The organism is Aeromonas sp. SER (genome assembly GCF_038739615.1).
In the GTDB taxonomy this organism is placed as follows: Bacteria; Pseudomonadota; Gammaproteobacteria; order Enterobacterales; family Aeromonadaceae; genus Aeromonas; species Aeromonas jandaei.
Genome location: NZ_JBCGFC010000003.1, coordinates 192,774 through 215,328, shown reverse-complemented (window position 1 = coordinate 215,328; position 22,555 = coordinate 192,774). Strand labels below are relative to the sequence as shown.

Sequence of the window (22,555 nt, the reverse complement as noted above, 5' to 3'; positions counted from 1 at the left end):
GCAGGGCCCGGCGCGATGCCGGGCCCTGCCGTTTACAGGCCGAGCGCCTCCTTCAGCTTGCCGAACACCTTGGTATTATCCAGCGTCCCCTTGAAGCGGCTGCTGCCGGCGCCGTCGGCGAACAGCATCACATCGCCGCCGCCGTGGGTCTCGGAGCCGAGCTTGACCCCGGTCTCTTGCAGGTAGTCGTCCGCCATCACCTGATCGCTGGTGAGGGTGGGGCGCACGTCGGGACGGTTGGGGCCGTTACCGAACACCAGGGTGGTGAACGGCTTGCCATCCACGTCGTTCTGGGTCGAGCCGTCGCCATTTTTCACCAGATCCAGCACCTTGTTGCCCTTGGCGGAGTAACCGTTGATGATCATGGTGTGGTCATGGTCGGCGGTGACCACGATCAGGGTATCTTTCAAATCCACTTTGCCGAGCGCCGTCTTGACCGCCTCGTCCAGCGCCACCGCGTCGGTGAGCGAGCGCTTGGCATTGGTGCCGTGCAGGGCGTGATCGATCCGGCCCCCTTCCACCATCAGGAAGTAACCCTGACTGTTCTGGCTCAGTAGATCGATCGCCTTGGCTGTCATCTCGGAGAGCGACGGCTGGGTATTGGCCTCCCCCTTGGCGACCCGATCCAGCTCGTAGTCGAGGTGGGATTTGGCGCTGAACAGGCCGATGAGCTTGCCGCTCTCGACCTTGGCAAGGTCAGAGCGAGTGGTGACGTAGCGATAGCCCTGAGTGGTCAGTTCGGCGGTGAGATCCCGCCCGTCGGCACGGCCGCCCTTGTTGCTGGTGCCGTTGTAGGGCGTCCAGTGGTTGGCGCCGCCCCCCATCAGCACGTCTACCCCGTTCCCCAAGGCTGTGTTGAAGCCGGCGCCGCCCGGTACCGCCTGTGCGGCGATGGCGTAGGCGGCATCCCGATGGCAGATGTGGGAGTAGGTGGCCGCTGGGGTGGCATGGGTCAGCTCGGTGGTGGTGACGGCCCCCACCGACTTGCCCGCTGCCTTGGCCAGCTCGAGAATGGTGGGCACTGGCTTGCCGTTGTCGCTGGCGCAGTTGTTGACGCCCTTGTTGCCGTTGGCATCCTTGCCGGGGGCGACGGCCTTGGTGTCGCTGCTCATGGCGATCACCTCGTTGTTCATCTTGACCCCGGTGGTGTAGGCCGCCATGGAAGGGGCCGAGTCGGTGGTCTGGGCATCGTTGGAGAAGGTCTTGATGCGGGCGCTGCGGGCCAGCTTCATTATCTCCAGATTGCCCTCTTCCCCCACCTTGTAGAGACGGGTAGCGGTGAGCACGGTGGGGCCCATGCCGTCGCCAATAAAGAGGATGACGTTCTTGGCATCGGCGGCCTGTGCCTGGGCCGCGCCGCCGAGGGCGGCCAGCATGGCTGTGCTGACCAGGGTTTTATGCAGGTTCTGCTTCATGGATTGGTTGATGGCTCTTTTCATGGGAATGCTCCTTACAGCCCGGCCGCAGCCTTGACCTTGCCGAACACGGCGGTGTTGTCGAGTGAGCCGTGGAAGCTCTCCGCTCCCCGGCCGACGGCGCCGAGGAAGACGTCGGTGCCGCCGTGGGTCTCGTTGCCGATTTCACCCACCTTGACCACTACCTCCTGGTGATAGTCGTTGGCGGAGACGGTGGCGTCATCCAGCGCTGCCACGCTGCTGCGCGGCCCATCCACCCGGTTGTAGCCGTTGCCAAAGCCGATGATGGTGTAGGGCATGCCGTCGGCATCCTTGCTCGGCTCGCCGGTTTCGTAGTTCTTCACCAGCCCGAGCACGCCGGGGTTGTCGGCGGTGGTCTTGCCGGTACGCTTGGCGTAGCCGTTGAGCACCAGGGTGTGGTCATGGTCGGCGGTGACCACGATCAGGGTGTTTTTCAGCTCGGGATCAGTTTTCTTCACCTCGTCGAGGGTCGCCTTGATGGCGTTGTCGAAGGCGAGGGTGTCCTGCAGCGCACGCTTGGCGTTGGTGTCATGCAGCGCGTGGTCGATGCGGCCCCCTTCCACCATCAGGAAGTAACCCTGCTTCTTCTCTTTGAGCTGCTTGATGGCGGCCAGGGTCATCTGGGCCAGGGAGGGCTCGCTGGCGGGGCGATCCAGGTCATATTTCATGTGGCTTGCGCCAAACAGTCCCAGCAGCGGCTTGCCCGCTTCGGCCTTGTTCAGCTCATCCAGATTGCCGGCAAACTGGTAGCCTTTGGCCTTCATCTCGGAGATGAGGTTGCGGCCATCCTCGCGTTTGCCTTTGTCGGCTTTGGGCAGGAAGAAGCTGCTGCCGCCACCGAGCACCACGTCCACCCCCTCTTTGAGGGCGCTGTTGTAACCGGCGCCACCGGGCACCAGCTGGGCAGCGATGTCGGCTTCCAGATCGCGGTTGCAGAGGTGGGCATAGGTGGCAGCCGGGGTGGCGTGAGTCACCCGGGTGGTGGTGACCACGCCGGTACCGCGGCCGGCGGCCTTGGCCAGCTCCAGCAAGGTGGTGGCCGGCTTGCCGGCGCTCTTGCTGCAGTTGCTCTCCTGAGTGGCGTCGCTGTCCATGCTGATGACGCCGTTGTTGCTCTTGACCCCGGTCATGTAGGCGGACATGGAGGGGGCCGAGTCGGTTACCTGAGAGTCGTGGGAGAAGGTCTTGATGAAGGCCGTCTCCGGCAGGGTATCGATGGTGAGGCTGCCCTCTTCACCAACGCCGTAGATGCGGGCGGCGGTCAGGGTGTTGAGCCCCATGCCGTCGCCGAGGAAGAAGATCACGTTCCGGGCGCCAGAGCCGGGTTTGTTCTCCTGCGAGTTGTTTTCTGAGTTGCAGCCGGCGACCAGTGCGGCCCCCATCATCACTGCAACACCTGCCATTTTTTTCATCGAGGTTCGCTCCTTGTAAAACCTGAGCGCAGCCTAGAGGTCGCAGATGACACTTTTAGTGAGAGTGAATGACAATCCGGTGAAAGTGATATCTGAATGTGATGTTGTATCAATCACTTATCTATCAATAATCGGACTCTGTAGCGCAGCCTGACAAGGCTGACAAACGGGAGGAAATCTGGCCGGTTTAGGACCTGCGGGCTAGAATGGCCTGTCAAATCTGGGCGGGTGCAGGTAAAATGCGCCCCCTTGCGACGCCCTGCGTCCACCACCGCTCGCCGCTCGCTTCATTGCAAGCCCGCGCCCGCAGTCCCTAGATGAGAGTAACGGATATGTCCATCAACTGGTTCCCCGGTCACATGCACAAGGCCCGCAAAGAGATTGCCGAGGTCATGCCCCAGGTCGATGTCATCATCGAAATGCTCGACGCCCGCATCCCCTTCTCCAGCGAAAACCCGCTGGTGCCCGAGCTGCGTGGCGATACTCCAGTGATCAAGGTGCTCAACAAGGCGGATCTCGCCGACCCCGAGATCACCGAGCTGTGGGTGGCCCACATGGAAAAGGAGAAGGGGATCAAGGCGTTGCCCCTGACCCAGCAGGAGCCGGAGAAGATCAAGCAACTGCTGACCCTCTGCCACGAGATGCTGCCGGAGCGCAATCTGGAGCTGCGCGGCGTGCGCGCCATGATCATGGGTATTCCCAACGTGGGCAAATCCACCCTGATCAACACCCTGGCCGGGCGCATCATCGCCCGCACCGGCAACGAGGCGGGAGTGACCAAGTCCCAGCAGCGGATCAAGCTCGACAACCACGTTATCCTGACCGATACCCCGGGCTTTTTGTGGCCCAAGCTCAACCCGCCCTCCTGCGGTTATCGGCTGGCCATCACGGCGGCTATCAAGGATACCGTCTATGACTATGCGGACATCGCCATGTTCGCCGCCGATTACTTCCTCAAGGCGTATCCGGAGCGGATCAAGGCGCGTTATCAGATTGAAGAGCTGCCCGAGACCGAGATCGAGCTGCTGGATCTGATCGCTCGCCAGCGCGGCTTCATGCGCAAGGGCGGGCTGGCAGATCTGCACAAGGCGTCCGAGATCCTGGTCAACGAATTCCGTTCGGGGATGCTGGGTCGTATCTCGCTGGAGACCCCGGAGATGGTGAGCGTAGAAATCGTGGAAGCTGATGCCGAGGCCGAGCAGAAGGCCAAAGAGAAGGCGGAGCGGGAAGAGGAGCGCCAGGCGCGGGCTCGTCGCAAGTACGCCAAGAAGCGTCAGCGCTAACCGGCATTGAGCTCGGTATTAAAGAAGAGGGGGCCGCCTCTTCTGTTTATGGCCGCAAAAGCGAGCCAAGGTAGCGCGAAGGGATGATTTTCAACTGGCCATATCCCGGTTTTATGGCCAAATCTCTCGTTAATCAAAAGGATACCGCTGGTGTTAAATGGGGGCATATCTCGCAGCAATCACAGCGTGCAACAAAACCTTGCGACTTGGCTGCAGCGCCGATTGACAATGGATTTGGCAGTGGCATGATGCGCTCGCATTTTGACTCTCCTCACGGTTCTACCCATGACCACATACACCCGGCCAGTGCAGTTACTGCTCTGTGGCCTGTTGCTGTTGACCCTCTCCATCGCGGTGCTCAATACTCTGGTGCCGCTCTGGCTTGCCCATGACAATCTGCCGACCTGGCAGGTGGGCATGGTCGGCTCCTCCTATTTCAGCGGCAACCTGCTGGGAACCCTGCTGGCGGGCACCCTGATCAAGCGTTTTGGCTTTAACCGCAGCTACTACCTCTCCTCCGTTATCTTTGCCGCAGGTTGTGTCGGGCTCGGCATTACCCTCGGTTTCTGGAGCTGGCTCGCCTGGCGATTCATTGCCGGCATCGGCTGCGCCATGATATGGGTGGTGGTGGAGAGTGCGCTGATGTGCAGCGGCAACGCGCACAATCGGGGGCGACTGCTGGCCGCCTACATGATGGTCTATTACCTGGGAACCGTGCTTGGGCAGCTGCTGGTCAGCAAGCTGCCGACCGGCCTGATGGACGTGCTGCCCTGGGCGACCGGACTGGTATTGGCGGCGATTCTGCCGCTGTTGTTCACTCGCATCGTCAGTGAGGGCAGCGAAGCACAGGGGACGACCCGGGTCTGGCCGATGCTGCGGCTGCGTCAGGCGCGGCTCGGGGTCGATGGCTGCATCATCTCCGGCATCGTGTTGGGGTCGCTCTATGGCCTGATGCCGCTCTACCTCAATCATCAGGGAGTGAGCGATGGGGAGATCGGCTACTGGATGGCGGTGATGGTGAGTGCCGGTATCCTGGGGCAGTGGCCGGTCGGCCGTCTGGCGGATCGCTTCGGGCGTCTGCCGGTATTGCGGGTGCAGGTGCTGGTGGTGATCCTGGGTTGCGCAGCCATGCTCGGCGGCGTGGCGATGGGGCCGGCCCTGTTTATCCTGGGCGCTGCCGGTTTTACTCTTTATCCGGTGGCCATGGCTTGGGCCTGCGAGAAGGTCGAACACCATCAGCTGGTGGCGATGAATCAGGCACTGCTGCTGAGCTATACCATCGGTAGCCTGCTCGGCCCAGCCTATACTGCGCTCCTGATGCAGCACCTTTCGGATAACTTGCTCTTCATCATGATCGCCGGCGTGTCGCTTATCTATCTGCTGATGCTGCTGCGCCCCATGGGGAAACACCCTACGCCGGTGGCCCACGCCTGAACGAGAGCAGCAGGGCGCCATCCTCGCTTTCCGATAAGGGATAAAGACTGCGCAATGACGCGCGATATAACGCAGAGGCGGCCCTTGAGCCGCCTTGTTGTTGTCTGCAACGGTGGTTATCAGAGATTAACGGCTAGCCATAACGCTTTTTTGCCTCTTCAAACAAGGACATATGCAGCGGGATTAACTGCTGCCAGTCGCGCCGGTAGCCACCACCCGGCACGGCTGCAATGGGCAAGCCGTGCTGTCGGGCGCACTCAAATACCATGGCATCGCGCAGGCGAACTCCCTCATCGCTCAAGGCGAGATAGCCAAGCTCGTCGCCCCGGTGTACGTCCACGCCAGCCTGATAGAGGATGAGGTCGGGGGTGTAGAGCCGCAGCGCCAGATTGAGCGCTTCCGCCAGCGTGGTGAGATAGGCATCGTCCGCCATGCCGCTTGGCAAGGGAAAATCCATGTGGGAGGCGTGCTTGTGGCGGGGGAAGTTGTGCTCCCCGTGCAGAGAGAGGGTGATAATATCGCGCCGCCCTTGGCACAGGGCTGCGCTGCCATCCCCTTGATGGACATCGAGATCGATGATCAGTACCTGCTCGCAGCGCCCTTCGTCCAGACAGGTCTGGGCGGCGATCACCAGATCGTTGAAGAGACAAAAGCCGCTGCCAACATTCCGGTGGGCGTGATGATAACCGCCGGAGATCTGCAGGCCGCAACCCTGCTCCAGGGCGTGGCGGCTGGCGGCAATGGTGGCACCTACCGAGCGCAAGGTGCGTTCAATCAGCAAGGGAGACCAGGGAAAACCAAGCTGGCGGATGGCGCTCGCATCGAGGGTGCCGGCGAGGGCCGCCTCCACATAAGCCGCATCATGCACGCTCTCTATCTGTGCGCGGCTGGCGGGCGCGGCCTCAGCCAGTGGATAGCCGAGGCTGCCAAGGTGCTCAAACAGCGCCTGATACTTGGCCAGCGGGAAGCGATGATGCTCCGGCAGGGCCAGGGCAGAGTAGAGGGGGTGATAGAATATGCGCAGTGACATGACGGCTGGGCCTCTCCAGATATGAAAAAGGGGAGCCAGGCTCCCCTTGTCTCTCCCGGCGATGCGGGATGAATCATCCAATTACTGCTGCTGGATAACCCAGATCTGGAACGCTTTGCGGGTCTCCACATCAGCCTTGTTGTACCAGTTTTGCAGCTGGGTCAGGGCCTCCGGGTTGCTCTCGGCCTTGCTCGGCGCTACTTGTACCGGTGCGCTGGCGGCAGCCATGACGGCCGCAGAGGAGATGGCGACAGTCTTGGGCTGGTTGAATGCCTTGCCCATGTTGATCAGCTCTTGCTGGTAGTCACGAGTCAGCTGGAAGCCTTCGACTTTCGGCATCACGAACTGCTCGCTGGCCACGGTCTGACCGCTGGCGGCGTCTTTCAGTGCAACTTTCTGATCCTTGACGAACTGCTTGGCTTCCATTTCATTGCGGGGCTTTTTGAAGTCCAGCACCAACTTCTGGTTGTCGGCGGCAGTAAAGTTGAGCACCAGCGGTTCGGCAGTTACCAGCTTGATGTCGTTGCGGCTGGAGTAGTTCCCTTCAAAAGCAACAACCAGCTGATGCTTGCCGGCGCTGAGCGGGAAAGTGCTGGTTTTGTCGAGCAGTTTGGGGTTGATCGGTTGGCCGTCGATCAGCTGGGCAACATAAGGGGCACTTACTTCGACCTGGGTATTGGCCAGAGCGCTACCCGCAAACAACAGACCAGCCAGTGCCGGTACCAGAACAGTCAGTTTCATTTCATCTCCTTGAACAGTCAGACGATTGCCTGCTGAAAACAGGGGCTCATTTTTACAGGTTTGGCCCACTGCGGCAATTGCTCTTTGAGTTGGTCAAAATCAACCCAGATATCATCTTTTATCTCATTAAGATTGAGTGGCAGCGTGATTCGGGAGTGTCATTCAATGCGCCGTTTGAACGGGGGCAGGGCATCGAGCAGCCCCTTGCCATAGCGTTTGGTCAGCAGGCGACGATCGAGAATGGTGACCCGTCCCCGATCGGCCTCCTTGCGGATCAGGCGACCACAGGCCTGAATGAGCTTGCGCGACGCCTCCGGCACCGTCAGTTGCAAAAAGGGATTGCCGCCCCGCTTCTCGACCCACTCGGCAGTGGCCTCTTCCACCGGCGAGTTGGGCACCGCGAACGGCAGCTTGGTGATGACCAGGTTGGTGAGGTAGTGACCGGGCAGATCCAGCCCTTCGGAAAAGCTGCCGGTACCGAACAGGATGCTGGCCTGACCGCCGTCGCACTTCTGCTTGTGCAGGGTGAGCAGGGCGTTGCGGGAGGCTTCGCCCTGTACCAGCAAAGAGAGTCCTTTTGCCCTGAGACCAATGGCCACCTCGTTCATCTGCCGGTAGGAGGAGAAGAGCACCAGGCTTGCCTCTTTACCCGCCAGCAGTCGTGGCAGGGCACTAATCAGCTCGTTGGTGAAGGCTGGGGAGTTGGGCTCATGGGCCATCTTGGGCAGATAGAGCTCGGCCTTCTGATAATCAAAGGGAGAGCGCAGGCGCAGATAGCGGGTGCCGTCGTGCTCCTTCAAACCCACCTGGTGGCGGAAATAGCTAAAGGAGGAGAGGGCGGTCAGGGTGGCCGAGACCAGCACGGCGCCAAGGCATCTGGACCAGAGCCACTCTTCCAGCAGATAACCCACCTCGATGGGGGAGGCATGCAGCCAGATGTCGCCATCGTCACTCTTGGCCATCCAGCGGGCGAGCGGGGTCTTCCCCTCGGGAATATGGCGCCCCAACATCTCCCACAGGGCACAGAAACTCTCCAGCCGCTGCAGATGAAAACCGCTCTCGGCCAGTAGCGGCTCGGCCTCCTTGCGACGGATCTCGCCATCTTTCAGGGCTTCACCGATGGCTGCCTGCATTCTGTCCAGCGCTCGCAGCGCCTTCTTGCTCGACTCCTTGAGATTTTCCGCCAGCATCGGCAGCGGGTCTGGCAATACCCCTTCGCCAAAACGGTAGTGCATCTCGCTGCCAAACAGCCGGTCATTGCTGACGAGCCACTGCTCCACCGCCTTGAGGTCGGGTTGAATAGAGGCGAGGGCATCCTGCAACTTCAATTGCGGATCGATGAGGCTCTCTTTATTGAGCGTACGAGTCAGCTTGCCTGCACTTTGCACCAGTTTTTCCAGCCAGCGGCGGGAGCCTTTGACGCTGGCCGAGGCGGCGCCATGATCCCGGGCGATGGTGGGCAAATGGTGGGCTTCGTCCAGCACATAGATGCACTCGTCGGGCGGCGGCAGGATGATGCCCCCCCCCATGGTGAGGTCAGAAAGCAGCAGCGCATGGTTGACCACCAGCACGTCAGCCGCATCCATGTCGTTGCGGGCGCGGTGGAAGGGGCAGTGTTGATGGTGAGTCAGCGCTTTGTTGCAGGTGTGGCGATCGGCGGCGATACGATCCCAACAAAGGTCGGGAATGGGTTTGGGCCAGTTGTCCCGATCGCCATCCCACTTGCCTTCCGTGTAGGCCTGCCATAGCGCCTGATAGCAACTCTTGTCGGCTTCGGACGGTTTGTGTTTGCTCAGGGCGCCGAAGTCGAATTCGAAGTTGGCCATCTCGCTACCGCTTGCAGCCTGCTCCAGCAGATGTTCGCAGCAGTAGCGCTGGCGCCCCTTGACCAGCATAAAACGAAACGGCAACTCGCTGTGGCGGTGATAGAAAGGGAGATCCTTGTGGATCAGCTGCTCCTGCAATGCCACGGTGGCGGTGGAGATCACCAGCTTTTTCTGGGTCAATCTCGCGACAGGGATCGCTCCCTGAGCATAGGAGAGGGACTTGCCGATACCGGTGCCCGCCTCGGCCACCAGAATACGGCGCTGTTTGTCATACTCCCCGGTCAGCGTCTTGGCTATCTCGGCAACCAGAAAATTCTGCTCTTTACGCGGCACAAAACCGGGCAAGCCATCCGAAATCTGGCGGTAGGTTTGACGAATAGTGGCTTTGAGGCGAGTTGACAGCATAAAGAGGAGGCCAGTTTGGTTGTTGCGCGGGGAAAGGCTAAGGATACCCGTATCCCCTTGTCGGGGTCGAGGGGCGCTCTTTCATCACCCTCATTTCGCACTGGTCTGATGAGGTTGGTTGTTTATCAGGGAGTTAGCTGCAATTACCTAAAAAACAGGCTGTGCAAGTATAAAAAAACAGCAAAAAGCATTGTAAACGTTTTCCTTTGGTGGGTAGACATTGTGAGAGCTGGCTCACATTTCTGCCTCGGTGACTATGCTTTTCATAAAAAGTTCCAAGTTTTTTCGTTGCGGTTGTGAAAACCCGGTGCTAGTCTCGCCGTCATAGTGATGCAAAGTACATCGCTAACACAGGGAATAACAAAGACTTAGTGTTTAATTACAGTAGGCATTGGAAACTATGAAAAAGACAATTCTGGCTATTGCTATCCCGGCTCTGTTTGCATCCGCAGCCAACGCTGCCGTTGTTTATGACAAAGACGGTGTGACTTTCGACGTATACGGCCGTGTACAGGCTAACTACTACGGCGATCACAACAAATCTGTTGCTGCAACTAAGGATTCTTGGAGCATCAACCAAGAAACCGGTCTTAACGAGAAGACCCCGGGTGTTGCAGCGCACTACTCTGACGTCGACGGTGAGCTGATTGGTTCTTCCCGTCTGGGTTGGTCTGGCAAAATTGCTCTGAACAACACTTGGGCTGCTATCGCCAAGACCGAGTGGCAAGTTTCTGCTGAAAACTCTGACAACAAGTTCAACTCCCGTCACGTCTATGTCGGCTTCGACGGTACCCAATACGGTAAGATCATCTTCGGTCAGACCGATACCGCCTTCTACGACGTCTTGGAACCGACCGATATCTTCAACGAGTGGGGCGATGCCGGTAACTTCTACGACGGTCGTCAAGAAGGCCAGATCATTTACTCCAACGCTATCGGTGGCTTCAAAGGCAAGCTGTCTTATCAGACCAACGATGAGAAAGCTGTTGTTGTTACTGATGTAGGTCAAAGCATCAAAGAGAAAACCGCATACGGTGATAACGTTAAGCGTAACTACGGTTATGCAGCTGCGGCTGGCTACGACTTTGACTTCGGTCTGGGCTTCAACGCTGGTTATGCCTACTCCGACTTGGAAAACACTGTAAGTGGCACCACCGGTGACAAGAAAGAGTGGGCTCTGGGCGCTCACTATGCCATCAACGGTTTCTACTTCGCCGGTATGTATACCGAAGGCGACCTGAAGTACTCTTCAGCGACCGCTGGCGACAAAGACAAAGGCCGTGGTTATGAGCTGGCTGCGTCCTACAACGTAGACGCTTGGACCTTCCTGGCTGGTTACAACTTTAAAGAGTCCAAAGTCAAAGCTAACACTGCCGGTTCCAGCTACAAGGATCTGGTTGACGAAACTCTGCTGGGTGTTCAGTACTCTTTCACTCCGAAGCTGAAAGCTTACACCGAATACAAAATCCAGAGCATCGAGAAGCTGGACGACGAGTGGACTGTTGCTCTGCAGTACAACTTCTAATAAGAAGTTGCTGACAAGCAATATCCAAGCTTGAGTCTTTGACTAAGCGATAAAATGGCCGGATTGATATCCGGCCATTTTCTTTTTGGCGTCTTGCTGCCTTGCTAGCGATTGGATGAGCAGCTGGGTATGCCCTATTGCTGCCCAAGTTGCCAAAGCTGTTGTAACGATTAATCTCTCCTGCTCCTGCTCCTGCTCCTGCTCCTGCTCCTGCTCCTGCTCCTGCTCCTGCTCCTGCAGCTCATAAATGTCTTCAGGCTAACAGGCTACGTTCTGCTGAGTGAACAGCCCAAATTCGGGTGCAGCCTCTGTCCGGTGGAGAATTGCAGCGCTAGGTGCTGGGGAAGAAATATATGTGCGGTATAAACAAAAATTCGGTCATTTTGGGAAAATACATAAATTAAATTTATGGCGATCTTCTTGGCCTGTTGTCGGGGTTTGGTGCATTGAGTTCAACGTAATGAGGGATATGGCCGATCTTAACGGGCTGTCTAATTGAGAGCCTGTTGGATGGACGTCATAGCTTTTCGTGTATCTGCAATGGTTTAGTCCTCCTCAGGTCTGTGGCAGAAGAGGCCAATAGCCAATAGCCAATATGGCTGATTTGGCCTGTGGCTTGGCTGTTCGGTTGTATTGCTGCTCGATGTTTAATTGCCGATTGCCGATTGCCGATTGCCGATTGCCGATTGCCGATTGCCGATTGCCGATTGCCGATTGCCAGTTGCTGTCAGATGGATAGCAAGCGAGCGACCATTAGCGGTGGGCAGTAAAACAAGTGCGATTATTTTCCGCTGGTGAGCTGATAAGGGAAGAGCGTGGTCTGCAAAAGGAGCTCCAGCGTGTGTTTAGGCCGGGGCTTTTGGATGGCGAGTCAAGAAATGGAGAGCCAAGAAACAGCGTGGCAATTAAGGGCGTATCAATAAAAAGGGAAGATGAGAGGCATCTTCCCTTGGCAATCGGTTGGTGCGGGCTCGCTCAGCTGTGCTGGCGGCGATCGTTGGCTTGTGCCAGCAGGGTGCGGCTTTCGCGCAGGAACTGGTCGGCGTGTTCGCCAAAGAAGCCGGAAACCTGGCTGAACGCCTCGATAAAACCGTCCCTGTCTCCACGCTCCAGCAGACCCAGCGCCTCGCCGAAGTTCTGGTAGTAGCGGCGGATCATAGCCAGGTTCTGTGGCGACGACAGAATGATGTCGGCATAGAGGTGGGGATCCTGGGCAAACAGCCGCCCCACCATGGCCAGCTCCAGCCGATAGATGGGGGAGCTCAGCGCCAGCAGCCGCTCCAGATTGGCTCCTTCCCGGGAGAGGTGCCAGCCGTAGGCAAAGGTGGCAAAGTGGCGCAGCGCCTGGATAAAGGTCATCGCCTCATCATGGGCTTTGGCTTCCACTTGCTGCAGGCGGGCGCCCCAGATGGTCATCTGCTCCAGCAGCCACTGGCTGGCGGCAGCGTCACGTCCCTGACAGCAGACGATCACCTGCTTGGCGAGACTCGCCACATCCGGTCCGAACATGGGGTGCAGCCCCAGCACAGGCCCCCGGTGCACAGCCAGCATATGCTCGAGCGGCGCTGATTTGACGCTGGTGACATCCACCAGCAGGCAATCTGCGGGCAGGTTGCCGAGCCGGTCGATGATCTGGCAGGTGATGTCGATGGGCACCGCTACCATCACCAGACCGGCTCCGGCGAGGATCTCGTCAGCACGCGGCCAGTCGGCCTGTTCGAGGGTATCGACGTGATAGCCCGAGAGGGTGAACATATGGCCAAACAGGCGGCCAAGCTGGCCCTGACCACCGATGATCACCACCTTGCCCAGATCCGGCTTCATGCACTTGAAGCCGGTATCTTTTTCACTGGCGTAAGATTCGCGCATCACCCGGCGCAGCACGTCTTCGATGAGATCACCCGGCACGCCCAGTGCCTCGGCTTCGGTACGGCGGCGGGCCAGCATGCTGGCCTCCCGCTCCGGTGCGTAGATGGGCAGGCCGTGGCGGCTCTTCACTTCACCCACTTCTCCCACCAGCGCCAGACGGGCGGCCAGCAGATCGATCAGCTGCCGGTCTACCGCATCAATCTTGTCCCTGAGGGCATTCAACTCTTCTGCCATCTTCAGTCCCTGTGGGGGCCGCCAGCAGCGGCACCTTGTGATTCAATATGTTGCATCAAGATATCACGGCTTAACCGCCAGTTCTGCTCTTGAGTGGTGCCGCCAGCTGGCTGTGGCAACGGGCCAGCAGCGCCTCTGTGGTCTCCCAGTCGATGCAGGCATCGGTGATGGAGACACCGTAGCGCATCTCGCACTTGGGTTGCTCGCTCGACTGGTTACCCTCGAACAGGTTGGATTCGAGCATCACCCCGATGATGGAGCGGTTTCCCTCCAGGATCTGGTGGATGACGTTGTCAGCCACCTTGGGCTGCAGACGGTGATCCTTGCTGGAGTTGCCGTGGCTGCAATCCACTACCAGTCCCGGCTGCAGGCCTGCTTTTTCCAGCGCCTCTTCCGCCAGCGACACATTGACCGAGTCGTAGTTGGGGTGTTTGCCGCCGCGCAGGATCACATGGCCATCCGGGTTGCCCTGGGTCTGCAGTAGCGCGACCTGGCCCTGCTGGTTAATACCCATAAAGGCGTGGGGAGAGGAGGCCGATTGCAGGGCATTGATGGCGGTGCCCAAATTGCCGTCGGTGCCATTCTTGAAGCCGACCGGCATGGAGAGGCCGGAGGCCATCTCCCTGTGGGTCTGGGATTCGGTGGTGCGGGCGCCAATGGCCGACCAGGAGAAGAGCTCGGCCAGGTATTGCGGGCTGATGGGGTCGAGCGCTTCGGTCGCCAGCGGCAGCTCCATCTCGGCCAGCGAGCAGAGCAGCTCGCGGGCACGATGCAGCCCCAGCTCTACGTCGAAGGTGCCATCCAGATTGGGATCGTTGATAAAGCCCTTCCAGCCCACCGTGGTGCGGGGTTTCTCAAAGTAAACCCGCATCACAATGTAGAGAGAGTCCTGATAGGCATCATGCAAGGCCTTGAGTCTGGTTGCGTACTCTTTGGCGGCCTCCATGTCGTGAATGGAGCAGGGGCCGCAGATCACCAGCAGCCGGTGGTCACGGCGGTGGATGATATCGGCGATGGTATTGCGGGCCCCTTGCACGAATGCCAGCGCCTTGGCGGAGATAGGCAATTTCTCCTTGAGCTGGGCAGGCGTGATCATCACTTGTTCGGACTGGATATGGATGTTGTTCAGGGGATCTCTTTGCATGATGTCGTTCTCTCTGGACTGAATTCTAAAAGCGATCGTACATTTATTTTTACATTGGTACGTGCTTTGTTACGCAACCGCCCTCACCTTACCAAGTAAAAACAAACAATCAAGTGAAACAAGTGGGTTTACTGCCATTTATGCAGATAAAAACGCGTTGATATAGTCGTTATGGTAATAAAATAGCGAAGCATAGCGTGATGGGGAGTGACTTTTGTAATTAAATGTTTACGGTTGCGTAGGGGAGAGAGCAAAAGAAGCATAAAGGGGAGCTGGCTCGACACCGCAGAGAAACAAGAAAGGGGCCCTGATGGCCCCTTCGAATAGGGGCCAGAGCCCCGTTCAAGACGTGATATTACGCCTTGAGTTTGTCCAGCATCTCTTTGGTTACCAGGACTATGCCCTGTTCGGAGCGATAGAAGCGACGGGCATCCTCATCGGCGTTTTCACCGATCACCATCCCTTCCGGCAGCTTGCACCCCTTGTCGATCACAACCCGGCGCAGGCGGCAGCCCGGCCCGATCTCTACCCCGGGGAAGACCACGGCCTGATCCAGGGTGCAGAAAGAGTGAACCCGCACATTGGTAAAGAGGACCGAGCTCAGGATAAAGGAGCCGCTGACAATGGTGCCGCCAGAGAACATCGAGTTGATGGTCATGCCGTGCTGGCCGTTTCTGTCCTGCACGAACTTGGCAGGCGGCGTCATGGTCTGGCTGGTCCAGATGGGCCAGTCCTGATCATAGATATCGAGCTCCGGAGTGACGGAGGCGAGATCCATGTTGGCCTCCCAGAAGGAGTCCACAGTGCCCACATCGCGCCAGTAGGGACGCTTCTCGGCATTGCAGCCGACGCAGGACATGCCAAACGGGTGAGCGTACGCAGTCCCTTCCCGCACCACGCGGGGGATCACGTCCATCCCGAAATCGTGGTGGGATTCGTCGTTGGTGATGTCTTCATCCAGCAACTGATAGAGATAGTCGGCATCGAAGATGTAGACCCCCATGGAGGCGAGGGAGGTATCTTCCTTGCCCGGCATGGCAGGCGGGTTGGCCGGCTTTTCCACAAAGGCGTTGATCTTGCGATCGCCATCGATCGCCATCACCCCGAAGGCACTCGCTTCACTGCGCGGCACTTCGATACAGGCAACGGTCACCTTGGCGCCCATGTTGACGTGGTCGAGCAGCATGGCGGCGTAGTCCATCTTGTAGATGTGGTCGCCTGCCAGTACGACGATATATTTGGGACCGTGGTCGCGGATGATGTCCAGGTTCTGATAGACCGCATCAGCGGTGCCCCGATACCAGTTGACCTCGTCCACGCGCTGTTGCGCGGGCAGCAGGTCGATGAACTCGTTCATCTGATAGCGCAAGAAAGACCAACCTGACTGAAGGTGGCGCAGCAAGCTGTGGGATTTGTACTGGGTCACCACACCGACGCGGCGAATGCCGGAGTTGATGCAGTTGGAGAGCACAAAATCGATGATGCGGAATTTTCCGCCAAAGTGGACTGCAGGCTTCGCTCTGTTATCAGTTAACTGTTTGAGGCGACTACCCCGCCCTCCGGCGAGAACCAAAGCCATGGTCTCGTTCAGCAACTGTCTTGCCTTTGCTGTATTGGCAGGTTGTAACAACATCTTGTATCCCTTTGTAGATAAATCACTACAATCTTGCCGCTTTTGAGACCTAAAGAAAGTGCTTTCAGTCACATTTTTGAGGGGGATGCCGTAATAAAATGACTTTTTTGTTATTAAGGTGTGGTTGTTTTTTCATCTTTTGCTGTCAATCTGCTCACTCGTAAATTTTCTTCGCAAAAAGAAGCTAACAGCGTTAACAGCGTGGGCAGGAAAGAGGCCCCTGCTTGTGTGCAGGGGCCGCAAGGTGGGAGGTAAAACAGACCGTAAAAAGAACCGCAAAAAGGGCGGTTATGCTGCCTCTGCCAGCGGCTCCTCACCCTTCTTCTGATAGGCCTGCGGGCTCAGACCCAGCAGCTCCTGCACGGTCGAGGCCACCGTGATGGAGGAGATGGTCCCCACCAGAATGCCGGTGAACAGAGTGAAGGAGAAACCGTAGAGGGTATCGCCGCCAAACAGCAGCAGTGCCCCGACGGTAAACAAAGTGGTGCCCGAGGTGATCATGGTGCGGCTGAAGGTGGCCTTGATGGCAACATCAGAACATTCGTGGATCCCCATCTGGGTGCGCGAGCTCAGCAGATCCCGCAAGCGGTCCGAAATCACGATGCTGTCGTTGAGGGAGTAGCCGATCACCGCCATCAGACCGGCGATGACGTTGAGATCAAACTCGATGTTGAACAGCGCCAGCAACCCCAGCGCCACGATGGCATCGTGGATCACCGAGATAAGAATACCGATGGCCTGACGCCACTCGAAGCGAAACGCCAGATAGGCCGAGATGGCGAGGGAGGCGACCAGTACCGCCAGCATCCCCTGCTGGAACAGCTCGGCGCCCACCTGCGGGCCGACGATGGTGGTGCGCAGCAGCTCAACCGGCATGCCCAGTTGCTGGGTCAGCATGGTGGCAAGCTCGGTGGCCTGCCAGGGCAGTTCGTGCGGTGGCAGCTTGATCAGCCACTCGCCGGGGACACCGGCAGAGCTGAGCTCCACCGCGCCCGCCAGCGGGGAGGTGAGCATGGCGTTGAGCTCATGGGCCTCCTTGAGGGTCTGGATATGAAACTCCAGCAGGGTGCCACCGGTAAAGTCGAGGCCGAGGGCAAGGCCGTTGACCAGCAGCATGGCGATGCTCGCCACTGTCAGTACGATAGAGGCCCACAGGCCGATATAACGCCAGCGGGTCAGCCCCATGGCAACAATCATTCTCAACATAGTTCTCTCCTTGGCTTGCCAGCGTCTGGCTGGCGGCCGCATCCCGACGTGCCTTGGCACTGCGGGGGAAATGTCTCTGATCCGGCGTGTTTGGCTGGCCATCTCCATGGCCGGTGGCGTTGCCGGATCCGCTCATCAGGGGGCGGTTCGCCCCGTTACACCTTCAGCGTGCGCTCGCTGCTGCGGCCCCACAGGGGGTTGATGATGGCGCGTGTGCCCCAGATCCCGGTCACCATGCTGGAGATAAGCCCCAGAATGAGGGTGATGGAGAAGCCTTGCAGCGGCCCGGAACCGATGGAGTAGAGCACCACGGCGCAGATGAGCGTGGTGATGTTGGCATCGAAGATGGTGCGAAATGCCGAGCGATAGCCAAAGTCGATGGCGTTGGCCAGCGAGCCGCCGTCACGCAGGCGATCCTTGATCCGCTCGAAGATGAGCACGTGGGTATCCACCGCCATCCCCACCGTCAGCACCAGACCGGCGATCCCCGGCAGGGTCAGCACGGCCCCCGGCAGCACTGCCAGCATGCCGACCTGCATCAGCAGGTTGGCGACCAGCGCGGTGATGGCGACCCAGCCGAACTTGCGATACCAGACCATCATGAACAGCATCATGCCTGCCATGCCAAACCCGAGGGCGGTGAAGCCCGCTTCGATATTCTGCATCCCGAGGGTCGGGCCAATACTGCGCTCTTCCAGGATCTTGAGCGGTGCGGTGAGGGCACCGGCGCGCAGCAACATGGCGAGCTCCTGCGCTTCCGGCAGACTGCCAATCCCGGTGATGCGGAACTGGTTGCCAAGGGCTGTCTGGATGGTGGCGACGTTGATCACCTCGCTCTGGGCGCGCAGCTTGCCCTGGGCATTGGTCTTGTACTCGGTGAAGACGGTCGCCATCGGTTTGCCCACATGCTGGCGGCTGAACTGGTTCATCTTGTTGCCGCCCAGGGTGTCGAGCACGATGTTTACCTGCGGCTGACCCATCTCGCCCATGTTGGCGCGGGCATCGACGATGTGTTCGCCGGTCAGCACTGGCCGGCGCGCCATGCCGACGGCCTGACCGTTGCGATCGGCGATGTAGAAGTGGCTGTCAGCCTTGGCCTCGTAGAAGGCCAGCGATGCGGTCGCCCCGATCACCTCTTTCGCCTGCTTGGGATTGTGCACGCCCGGCAGCTCGATGCGGATGCCATCCTGACCCTGACGTTGTACCGAGGCTTCGACGATGCCGAGTTCGTTGATCCGCTTCTTGAGGATGGAGAGGTTCTGGGTCACGGCGTTGTTGATGAGCTGGGTGCGCTCGGCCTCGCTCAGCACCAGCTTGAGCTGGTTGCCGCTGCGGGTCATTTTCCACTGATCCTGACGGGTACCGGCACTCTCCTTGATGATGGTGATCCAGCCACTCTGATCGTCAGCTTCCGGCAGGGTGACATTGACGCTGCCCAGATCGGCCCGGGCCACGCCGGCTCCGCGCAGATTGGCTTCACGGAAGCGGGTGCGCAGGGTGTCGACCAGATTCTTGGTCTGGGCATCGAGAACGAAATCGACATCGACCCCGATCAGCAGCTGGGAGCCGCCGCGCAGATCGAGGCCGAGCTTGATGGGATCGGCGCCAAGGCGGCTGATCCAGGTCGGGGCGTTGGAGTGGAACTCCAGCGTCAGCGCTGCGCTGTCGAGGCCCTGCTGCTCCAGCAGTTGTTTGGCTCTTTGCTGTTCGCTCTGGCTGGCAAAGACCAGCTCGACCCGCTCCGGTTGTTCGATGATCTTGGCCGGGGTCAGGTGGTTGTCGGTCAGCAGCATCTGCTGTTTGGTGGTCAGGCTCTGCTGCCCGTGCAGACCAAGAGAGGGCTGCTCGCCAAAAAAGGTCGGCAGCGAATAGAAGGTAAAGGTCAGCAGCATGAGCAGCAGTAGGGCGTACTGCCACTTGCTCATGCGGTTGAGAAGGGTATGACTGGTTTTTCTCATGGCAAATTGGCCTCTGTCAGGAGAATGGTGCGCAGGCCGATAGCATCAAGGCTCGGCAAGGCGCAGAAAAAGGGATGCATCAAGTGCGGATCAGGCCGAAGCGGGATCCGTCAGAAGGAGGAGATGAGCAAACAGTGGATGTGCCAACCCCTCGGGGTTAGGCGCTCAGATAGCTCTGGGTGAAGCGGTACTGCAGATACTGGCGCTGCAGCCGGTGGCGGTGAATAGTGGCGAAGGGATCGCGAAAGAGCTGCTTGTGGTAGAGCTGGGCGGCGAGCAACAGCCAGCCAAGCAGCACCAGCAGAATCGCCTGGGCAGACCAGCTCTGGATCAGTTCGTAGACCACATTTTTGGGCTGGTTGTCACTGCGCAGGGACTGCTCAAAACGCAGCAGGTGATTCTGGTTGGTCGCCACAAATTTGATGACACCATCGTCGCTCTCGCTCGCTTGCGAGAAGCTCTGGGTCTGTTGCTGATCGGGTAGCAGCGGGCCTTCCATCACATTGATGGAACAAAGCAGAGTGAGCGAGACAACGAGTGCCACCAGCCCCAGTTTGACTTTGTCGATAAGGCGCAAAAGGGTATTCCCGATAAATGGAAAGGGGAAACTACCACAGGCGGCGCAGGCGGGACAACCCTTGCCGCCCAATTAGGATTATTCTGAAGCCCCTTGGTCAGCTACCGGTCATCTGCTGGAAATCGCGGGCATAGCCCTTGAGCAGGGAGTAGAGATGGGCCCGCTGGGCCAGATCCAGCGACTGACTCATGGCGCAGAGCCAGTTGACGGTGCGCTGGCGCGACTGCTCAGTATAACCGGTGAAGCGGCCATCCATCATGCCATCCCCCTGTGCCAGCAGCTCGGTCAGCTCGCGGGTGAAATCGGGGCTCTGACGCTGCTGCATCAACCTGTCCAGCTCTTTGGTCCAGGAGGTCTGGAACTCGAGCCAGGGGGGCATCAGCTCGTACTGCCACTCGGCCCATTGGGCCACCAGTGGCGCTTGCGCCGGTTTCACTTCACCAATCCAGTACTCGAGGCGCTGGTTCATCTTGTCGCGAAACTCCGCCAGCATCTTCTCTTTGGGTTCACTGGCGAACTCCTGCTGCCGCTCCTGCTGGCGCTTGAGCCGATCGGCCATGAAGCGGGTCACCTGCTCATCGCTCAGGGTGCTCGCCAGCCTGACGGTGCGGGGAATGGCGTTCTCCAGGGTGCGGGTCAGGCTCTGCTGCACCGCATCGAGATTGGTGGAGATCTGCTCCGGCGTCATGGGGCTGGCCACCGCTTTGGCGAGGGTATCGAGATCCCGGGCGTAGCGGGGCAGCTCGTGCTGGCGGTGCCATGCCATCAGCCCTTTGACCTCGCGGCTCAGCAGATCCTTCTGGGGGGAGGTGAGGACGAAATAGTCGTCCAGCTGCCAGATGATGGCGGTATCAATCCAGTAGTAGATGACCCGGGTCGAGCAGCCGGTCAGCAGCAGGCCGAGCAGTAGCAGACCCCAGGTTTTTGGCTTGTGCCAGCACACCTTGTTGATCATCTGTCACTCCAGTCGTTGCCGGTTGAGGGTAATCAGTGTGTCGTAGTCGGGCGAAGCGTCTTGTTCCGCCATCAGCAGGGCCCAGAGCAGACCGATATAGTCGACCCAGGGGATAAACGCCTCGCTCTGAAAATCGGGCCACTCATGGCGCGGGAGTGTGCGCACATAGTGCTCCTCCAGCGCCAGGCGCTGCTCTTCGGGCCAGTCGTGGGTGCGCTGGATGCTGGCCACCTCAAAGCCGGGATGGCCTGCCGCACCGTACTCCCAGTCGATAACCCAGGGCGCGTGACCCAACAAGTTAGCCGGATTGAGATCATGGTGGCAAGGTCGCCAGCAATCGTCGGGTTCGCGGCTGGCAAGCAGGCTGCGCTCCAGTGCCGGCAACCAGGTCGGTACCTGAGCCAACCGTGCGCGATAACCGGCAGCGTGGGCCCGTACCGCCATCACCACGGTGGGTAGGGGGAGGCGATGCAGCTTGCGCAGCACCTCAGCCAGCAAACGGGGCTGTTCGGCGACGGGGGGCGCAGCCTCTAGCCAGTTTGGCTCATCGCACCACTCCAGCAGCATCAGGCCGCTGGCGGGGTCCTTGTAGTGACAGGGCAGGGCCAGCCCTTCGGCCATTGCTCCCTGATAGAGCTGCCACTCGGTGGCCCGGTCGATGCCAAGGCGCACCGGGTCCGGGTGGCCTTGGCGCAAAAAGTAACTGCGCCCCGAAGGGAGGCGCAGTCGATAGTTGCTGTTGGTGAGGCCCGCGCCGAGCGGCTCGAGAGCCCCGTCCCACCATGGGACGGGCAGCGTGGCGAGCAAAGCGTCGGGGGCGAGCATTACCGGGTCAGTCTTACCAGCCAAAGGTGGACTTCTTCGCCTGCTTGCGGATCTCTTTCTGGTCAGCCCAGAGCAGCTCGCCGCTTTGCAGGTCCATCAGGTTCATGGTCATCTGGTAGTAGACATCCTTCACCTTGCCATTGTCCTTGACGATGCTCGCGAGGTTGCCATAGACCATGTAGCGGGCACCGGTCTGCTTGCCAAGCCGCACCATGGAGGCGGGATCAACCATGCCGCTGTTCTGCTGATATTCGAGCTGCTGCTTGACGGCGGCAACCTTGCTCATGTCGACGAAGCGGAACTTGCCGGCCCGCAGCAACTTGGTGCGGATGGGGTCGGTGATAGCTTCAGTATCGATGTGCTCGGAGGTCTTGTTGCGGATGGAGTCCATGAACATTACCGGACGACCGCCGGCGGTGATCTCGCTGGTGGCAGGGGAGGCCAGCATGGAATCCGCCATCTTGTCGGCAATGGCCTGCAGATCGCTTGAGCCGTAATCGACGGTGACCGTTTCGGTTTCGGTCGGATCACCGTAGCTGACAGTGGTGCTGGAGCAGCCGCCCAGCAGCAGGGCGCCGGTCAGGATCAGCAGGGCATGATTCATTTTCATCAGTAGGATTCCTCAATCACTTCACGTACATAAATCCGGTAACCGCGGGCGGTCGGGCTCGGCGCCAGGGCAGACAGGGTGCGGGTCTGATAGCCATGCAGCTTGAGCGGTGTCCAGCCACGACCGTCGCTGGCGACCTCCTGACCGGCCTCATCATACCAATAGAACATATATTGCAGCTTGTTGTCGCCACGCTGGGTGCTGGCGGCGGCCACATTGACCTGCAGCAGTCCGTTCTGTTCACGGCGGCTCAGCTCGGTCAGGGTAACGTTGACGTTTTGATGCTGCTCCGCCACCGCTGCGGCGCCCGGTGCCCCATAGAGCGCCACGCCGGAGGTGTTGGTGGCGCAGCCGGTCAGCAGCAGCGCGAGCCCGAGGGCCAACCCGTATGCTTTCATCTTGCTCTCCTTGATTGGAGTGAGTGGGGCAGCACTGGGGGCTGCCCGGTTAAT

Annotated in this window: 18 protein-coding genes; 3 read left to right on the top strand and 15 right to left on the bottom strand. The window is 59.3% G+C overall.

Annotation, left to right across the window (positions count from 1 at the left end; genetic code table 11):
- Nucleotides 1-32: 32 nt before the first annotated feature.
- On the bottom strand, nucleotides 33-1,427 hold the full coding sequence (locus AAHA41_RS06040) for an alkaline phosphatase (RefSeq protein WP_323070333.1): 1,395 nt from the start codon (nucleotides 1,425-1,427) through the stop codon (nucleotides 33-35).
- 23 nt (nucleotides 1,428-1,450) lie between these two features.
- Complete coding sequence (locus AAHA41_RS06035) at nucleotides 1,451-2,848, bottom strand: alkaline phosphatase (protein ID WP_323070326.1); 1,398 nt, start codon at nucleotides 2,846-2,848, stop codon at nucleotides 1,451-1,453.
- Between the two features lie 332 nt (nucleotides 2,849-3,180).
- On the opposite strand from AAHA41_RS06035, the gene ylqF reads away from it, so the two are divergent.
- Together ylqF and AAHA41_RS06025 are read left to right on the top strand one after the other, a co-directional pair.
- Entirely contained in the window at nucleotides 3,181-4,131 is a 951-nt protein-coding gene (gene ylqF / locus AAHA41_RS06030) for a ribosome biogenesis GTPase YlqF (protein WP_033114400.1), read from the top strand.
- Nucleotides 4,132-4,416: 285 nt separating this feature from the next.
- Nucleotides 4,417-5,565, top strand: a complete 1,149-nt coding sequence (locus tag AAHA41_RS06025; RefSeq protein WP_323070325.1) for an MFS transporter — start codon at nucleotides 4,417-4,419, stop codon at nucleotides 5,563-5,565.
- Between the two features lie 133 nt (nucleotides 5,566-5,698).
- Here AAHA41_RS06025 and AAHA41_RS06020 read toward each other — a convergent pair whose 3' ends face one another.
- The 3 genes from AAHA41_RS06020 to dinG form a co-directional block, all read right to left on the bottom strand.
- Nucleotides 5,699-6,595, bottom strand: a complete 897-nt coding sequence (locus AAHA41_RS06020) for a histone deacetylase (protein ID WP_323070324.1) — start codon at nucleotides 6,593-6,595, stop codon at nucleotides 5,699-5,701.
- Between the two features lie 81 nt (nucleotides 6,596-6,676).
- The gene (locus AAHA41_RS06015) at nucleotides 6,677-7,336 is read right to left on the bottom strand and encodes a DUF2057 domain-containing protein (RefSeq protein ID WP_208736550.1); all 660 of its coding nucleotides are present in this window, start codon (nucleotides 7,334-7,336) and stop codon (nucleotides 6,677-6,679) included.
- Nucleotides 7,337-7,494: 158 nt separating this feature from the next.
- Nucleotides 7,495-9,567, bottom strand: coding sequence for an ATP-dependent DNA helicase DinG (gene dinG / locus AAHA41_RS06010; RefSeq protein WP_323070323.1), 2,073 nt, complete (start codon nucleotides 9,565-9,567; stop codon nucleotides 7,495-7,497).
- Nucleotides 9,568-9,967: 400 nt separating this feature from the next.
- On the opposite strand from dinG, the gene AAHA41_RS06005 reads away from it, so the two are divergent.
- The gene (locus tag AAHA41_RS06005) at nucleotides 9,968-11,092 is read left to right on the top strand and encodes a porin (protein ID WP_323070322.1); all 1,125 of its coding nucleotides are present in this window, start codon (nucleotides 9,968-9,970) and stop codon (nucleotides 11,090-11,092) included.
- A 975-nt stretch (nucleotides 11,093-12,067) separates the two neighbouring features.
- On the opposite strand, the gene tyrA is transcribed toward AAHA41_RS06005, so the two are convergent.
- The 10 genes from tyrA to AAHA41_RS05955 form a co-directional block, all read right to left on the bottom strand.
- The gene (gene tyrA / locus AAHA41_RS06000) at nucleotides 12,068-13,195 is read right to left on the bottom strand and encodes a bifunctional chorismate mutase/prephenate dehydrogenase (protein ID WP_323070321.1); all 1,128 of its coding nucleotides are present in this window, start codon (nucleotides 13,193-13,195) and stop codon (nucleotides 12,068-12,070) included.
- Nucleotides 13,196-13,265: 70 nt separating this feature from the next.
- Nucleotides 13,266-14,339 (bottom strand): 3-deoxy-7-phosphoheptulonate synthase, encoded by a 1,074-nt coding sequence (locus AAHA41_RS05995; RefSeq protein WP_041209896.1) that lies wholly within the window; start codon nucleotides 14,337-14,339, stop codon nucleotides 13,266-13,268.
- A gap of 355 nt (nucleotides 14,340-14,694) precedes the next feature.
- The gene (gene glgC, locus AAHA41_RS05990) at nucleotides 14,695-15,972 is read right to left on the bottom strand and encodes a glucose-1-phosphate adenylyltransferase (RefSeq protein WP_041209897.1); all 1,278 of its coding nucleotides are present in this window, start codon (nucleotides 15,970-15,972) and stop codon (nucleotides 14,695-14,697) included.
- Nucleotides 15,973-16,260: 288 nt separating this feature from the next.
- A complete protein-coding gene (gene secF, locus AAHA41_RS05985; protein ID WP_182927649.1) occupies nucleotides 16,261-17,178 on the bottom strand; it encodes a protein translocase subunit SecF in 918 nt (305 codons plus the stop codon).
- 155 nt (nucleotides 17,179-17,333) lie between these two features.
- Nucleotides 17,334-19,136, bottom strand: a complete 1,803-nt coding sequence (gene secD, locus AAHA41_RS05980) for a protein translocase subunit SecD (protein WP_323070320.1) — start codon at nucleotides 19,134-19,136, stop codon at nucleotides 17,334-17,336.
- A gap of 157 nt (nucleotides 19,137-19,293) precedes the next feature.
- On the bottom strand, nucleotides 19,294-19,713 hold the full coding sequence (locus AAHA41_RS05975) for a hypothetical protein (RefSeq protein ID WP_185227364.1): 420 nt from the start codon (nucleotides 19,711-19,713) through the stop codon (nucleotides 19,294-19,296).
- A gap of 97 nt (nucleotides 19,714-19,810) precedes the next feature.
- Nucleotides 19,811-20,668, bottom strand: a complete 858-nt coding sequence (locus AAHA41_RS05970; RefSeq protein ID WP_201967560.1) for a DUF6279 family lipoprotein — start codon at nucleotides 20,666-20,668, stop codon at nucleotides 19,811-19,813.
- 3 nt (nucleotides 20,669-20,671) lie between these two features.
- A complete protein-coding gene (locus AAHA41_RS05965) occupies nucleotides 20,672-21,493 on the bottom strand; it encodes a phosphotransferase (protein ID WP_323070332.1) in 822 nt (273 codons plus the stop codon).
- 13 nt (nucleotides 21,494-21,506) lie between these two features.
- Entirely contained in the window at nucleotides 21,507-22,103 is a 597-nt protein-coding gene (lpoB, locus tag AAHA41_RS05960) for a penicillin-binding protein activator LpoB (protein ID WP_323070319.1), read from the bottom strand.
- The gene (locus AAHA41_RS05955; RefSeq protein ID WP_041209904.1) at nucleotides 22,103-22,501 is read right to left on the bottom strand and encodes a YcfL family protein; all 399 of its coding nucleotides are present in this window, start codon (nucleotides 22,499-22,501) and stop codon (nucleotides 22,103-22,105) included. The genes lpoB and AAHA41_RS05955 overlap by 1 nt, the downstream gene beginning before the upstream one ends.
- Nucleotides 22,502-22,555: the final 54 nt, after the last annotated feature.

What these genes read in the sequence shown, in the direction of transcription:
- ylqF (WP_033114400.1), top strand. Translation starts at nt 3,181, where the DNA reads ATGTCCATCAACTGGTTCCCCGGTCACATGCACAAGGCCCGCAAAGAG.
- AAHA41_RS06020 (WP_323070324.1), bottom strand. Translation starts at nt 6,595, where the DNA reads ATGTCACTGCGCATATTCTATCACCCCCTCTACTCTGCCCTGGCCCTG.
- AAHA41_RS06005 (WP_323070322.1), top strand. Translation starts at nt 9,968, where the DNA reads ATGAAAAAGACAATTCTGGCTATTGCTATCCCGGCTCTGTTTGCATCC.
- secF (WP_182927649.1), bottom strand. Translation starts at nt 17,178, where the DNA reads ATGTTGAGAATGATTGTTGCCATGGGGCTGACCCGCTGGCGTTATATC.
- secD (WP_323070320.1), bottom strand. Translation starts at nt 19,136, where the DNA reads ATGAGAAAAACCAGTCATACCCTTCTCAACCGCATGAGCAAGTGGCAG.
- tyrA (WP_323070321.1), bottom strand. Translation starts at nt 13,195, where the DNA reads ATGGCAGAAGAGTTGAATGCCCTCAGGGACAAGATTGATGCGGTAGAC.
- AAHA41_RS05955 (WP_041209904.1), bottom strand. Translation starts at nt 22,501, where the DNA reads ATGAAAGCATACGGGTTGGCCCTCGGGCTCGCGCTGCTGCTGACCGGC.
- AAHA41_RS06015 (WP_208736550.1), bottom strand. Translation starts at nt 7,336, where the DNA reads ATGAAACTGACTGTTCTGGTACCGGCACTGGCTGGTCTGTTGTTTGCG.
- AAHA41_RS06025 (WP_323070325.1), top strand. Translation starts at nt 4,417, where the DNA reads ATGACCACATACACCCGGCCAGTGCAGTTACTGCTCTGTGGCCTGTTG.
- dinG (WP_323070323.1), bottom strand. Translation starts at nt 9,567, where the DNA reads ATGCTGTCAACTCGCCTCAAAGCCACTATTCGTCAAACCTACCGCCAG.
- AAHA41_RS06035 (WP_323070326.1), bottom strand. Translation starts at nt 2,848, where the DNA reads ATGAAAAAAATGGCAGGTGTTGCAGTGATGATGGGGGCCGCACTGGTC.
- lpoB (WP_323070319.1), bottom strand. Translation starts at nt 22,103, where the DNA reads ATGAAAATGAATCATGCCCTGCTGATCCTGACCGGCGCCCTGCTGCTG.
- AAHA41_RS05970 (WP_201967560.1), bottom strand. Translation starts at nt 20,668, where the DNA reads ATGATCAACAAGGTGTGCTGGCACAAGCCAAAAACCTGGGGTCTGCTA.
- glgC (WP_041209897.1), bottom strand. Translation starts at nt 15,972, where the DNA reads ATGTTGTTACAACCTGCCAATACAGCAAAGGCAAGACAGTTGCTGAAC.
- AAHA41_RS05995 (WP_041209896.1), bottom strand. Translation starts at nt 14,339, where the DNA reads ATGCAAAGAGATCCCCTGAACAACATCCATATCCAGTCCGAACAAGTG.
- AAHA41_RS05965 (WP_323070332.1), bottom strand. Translation starts at nt 21,493, where the DNA reads ATGCTCGCCCCCGACGCTTTGCTCGCCACGCTGCCCGTCCCATGGTGG.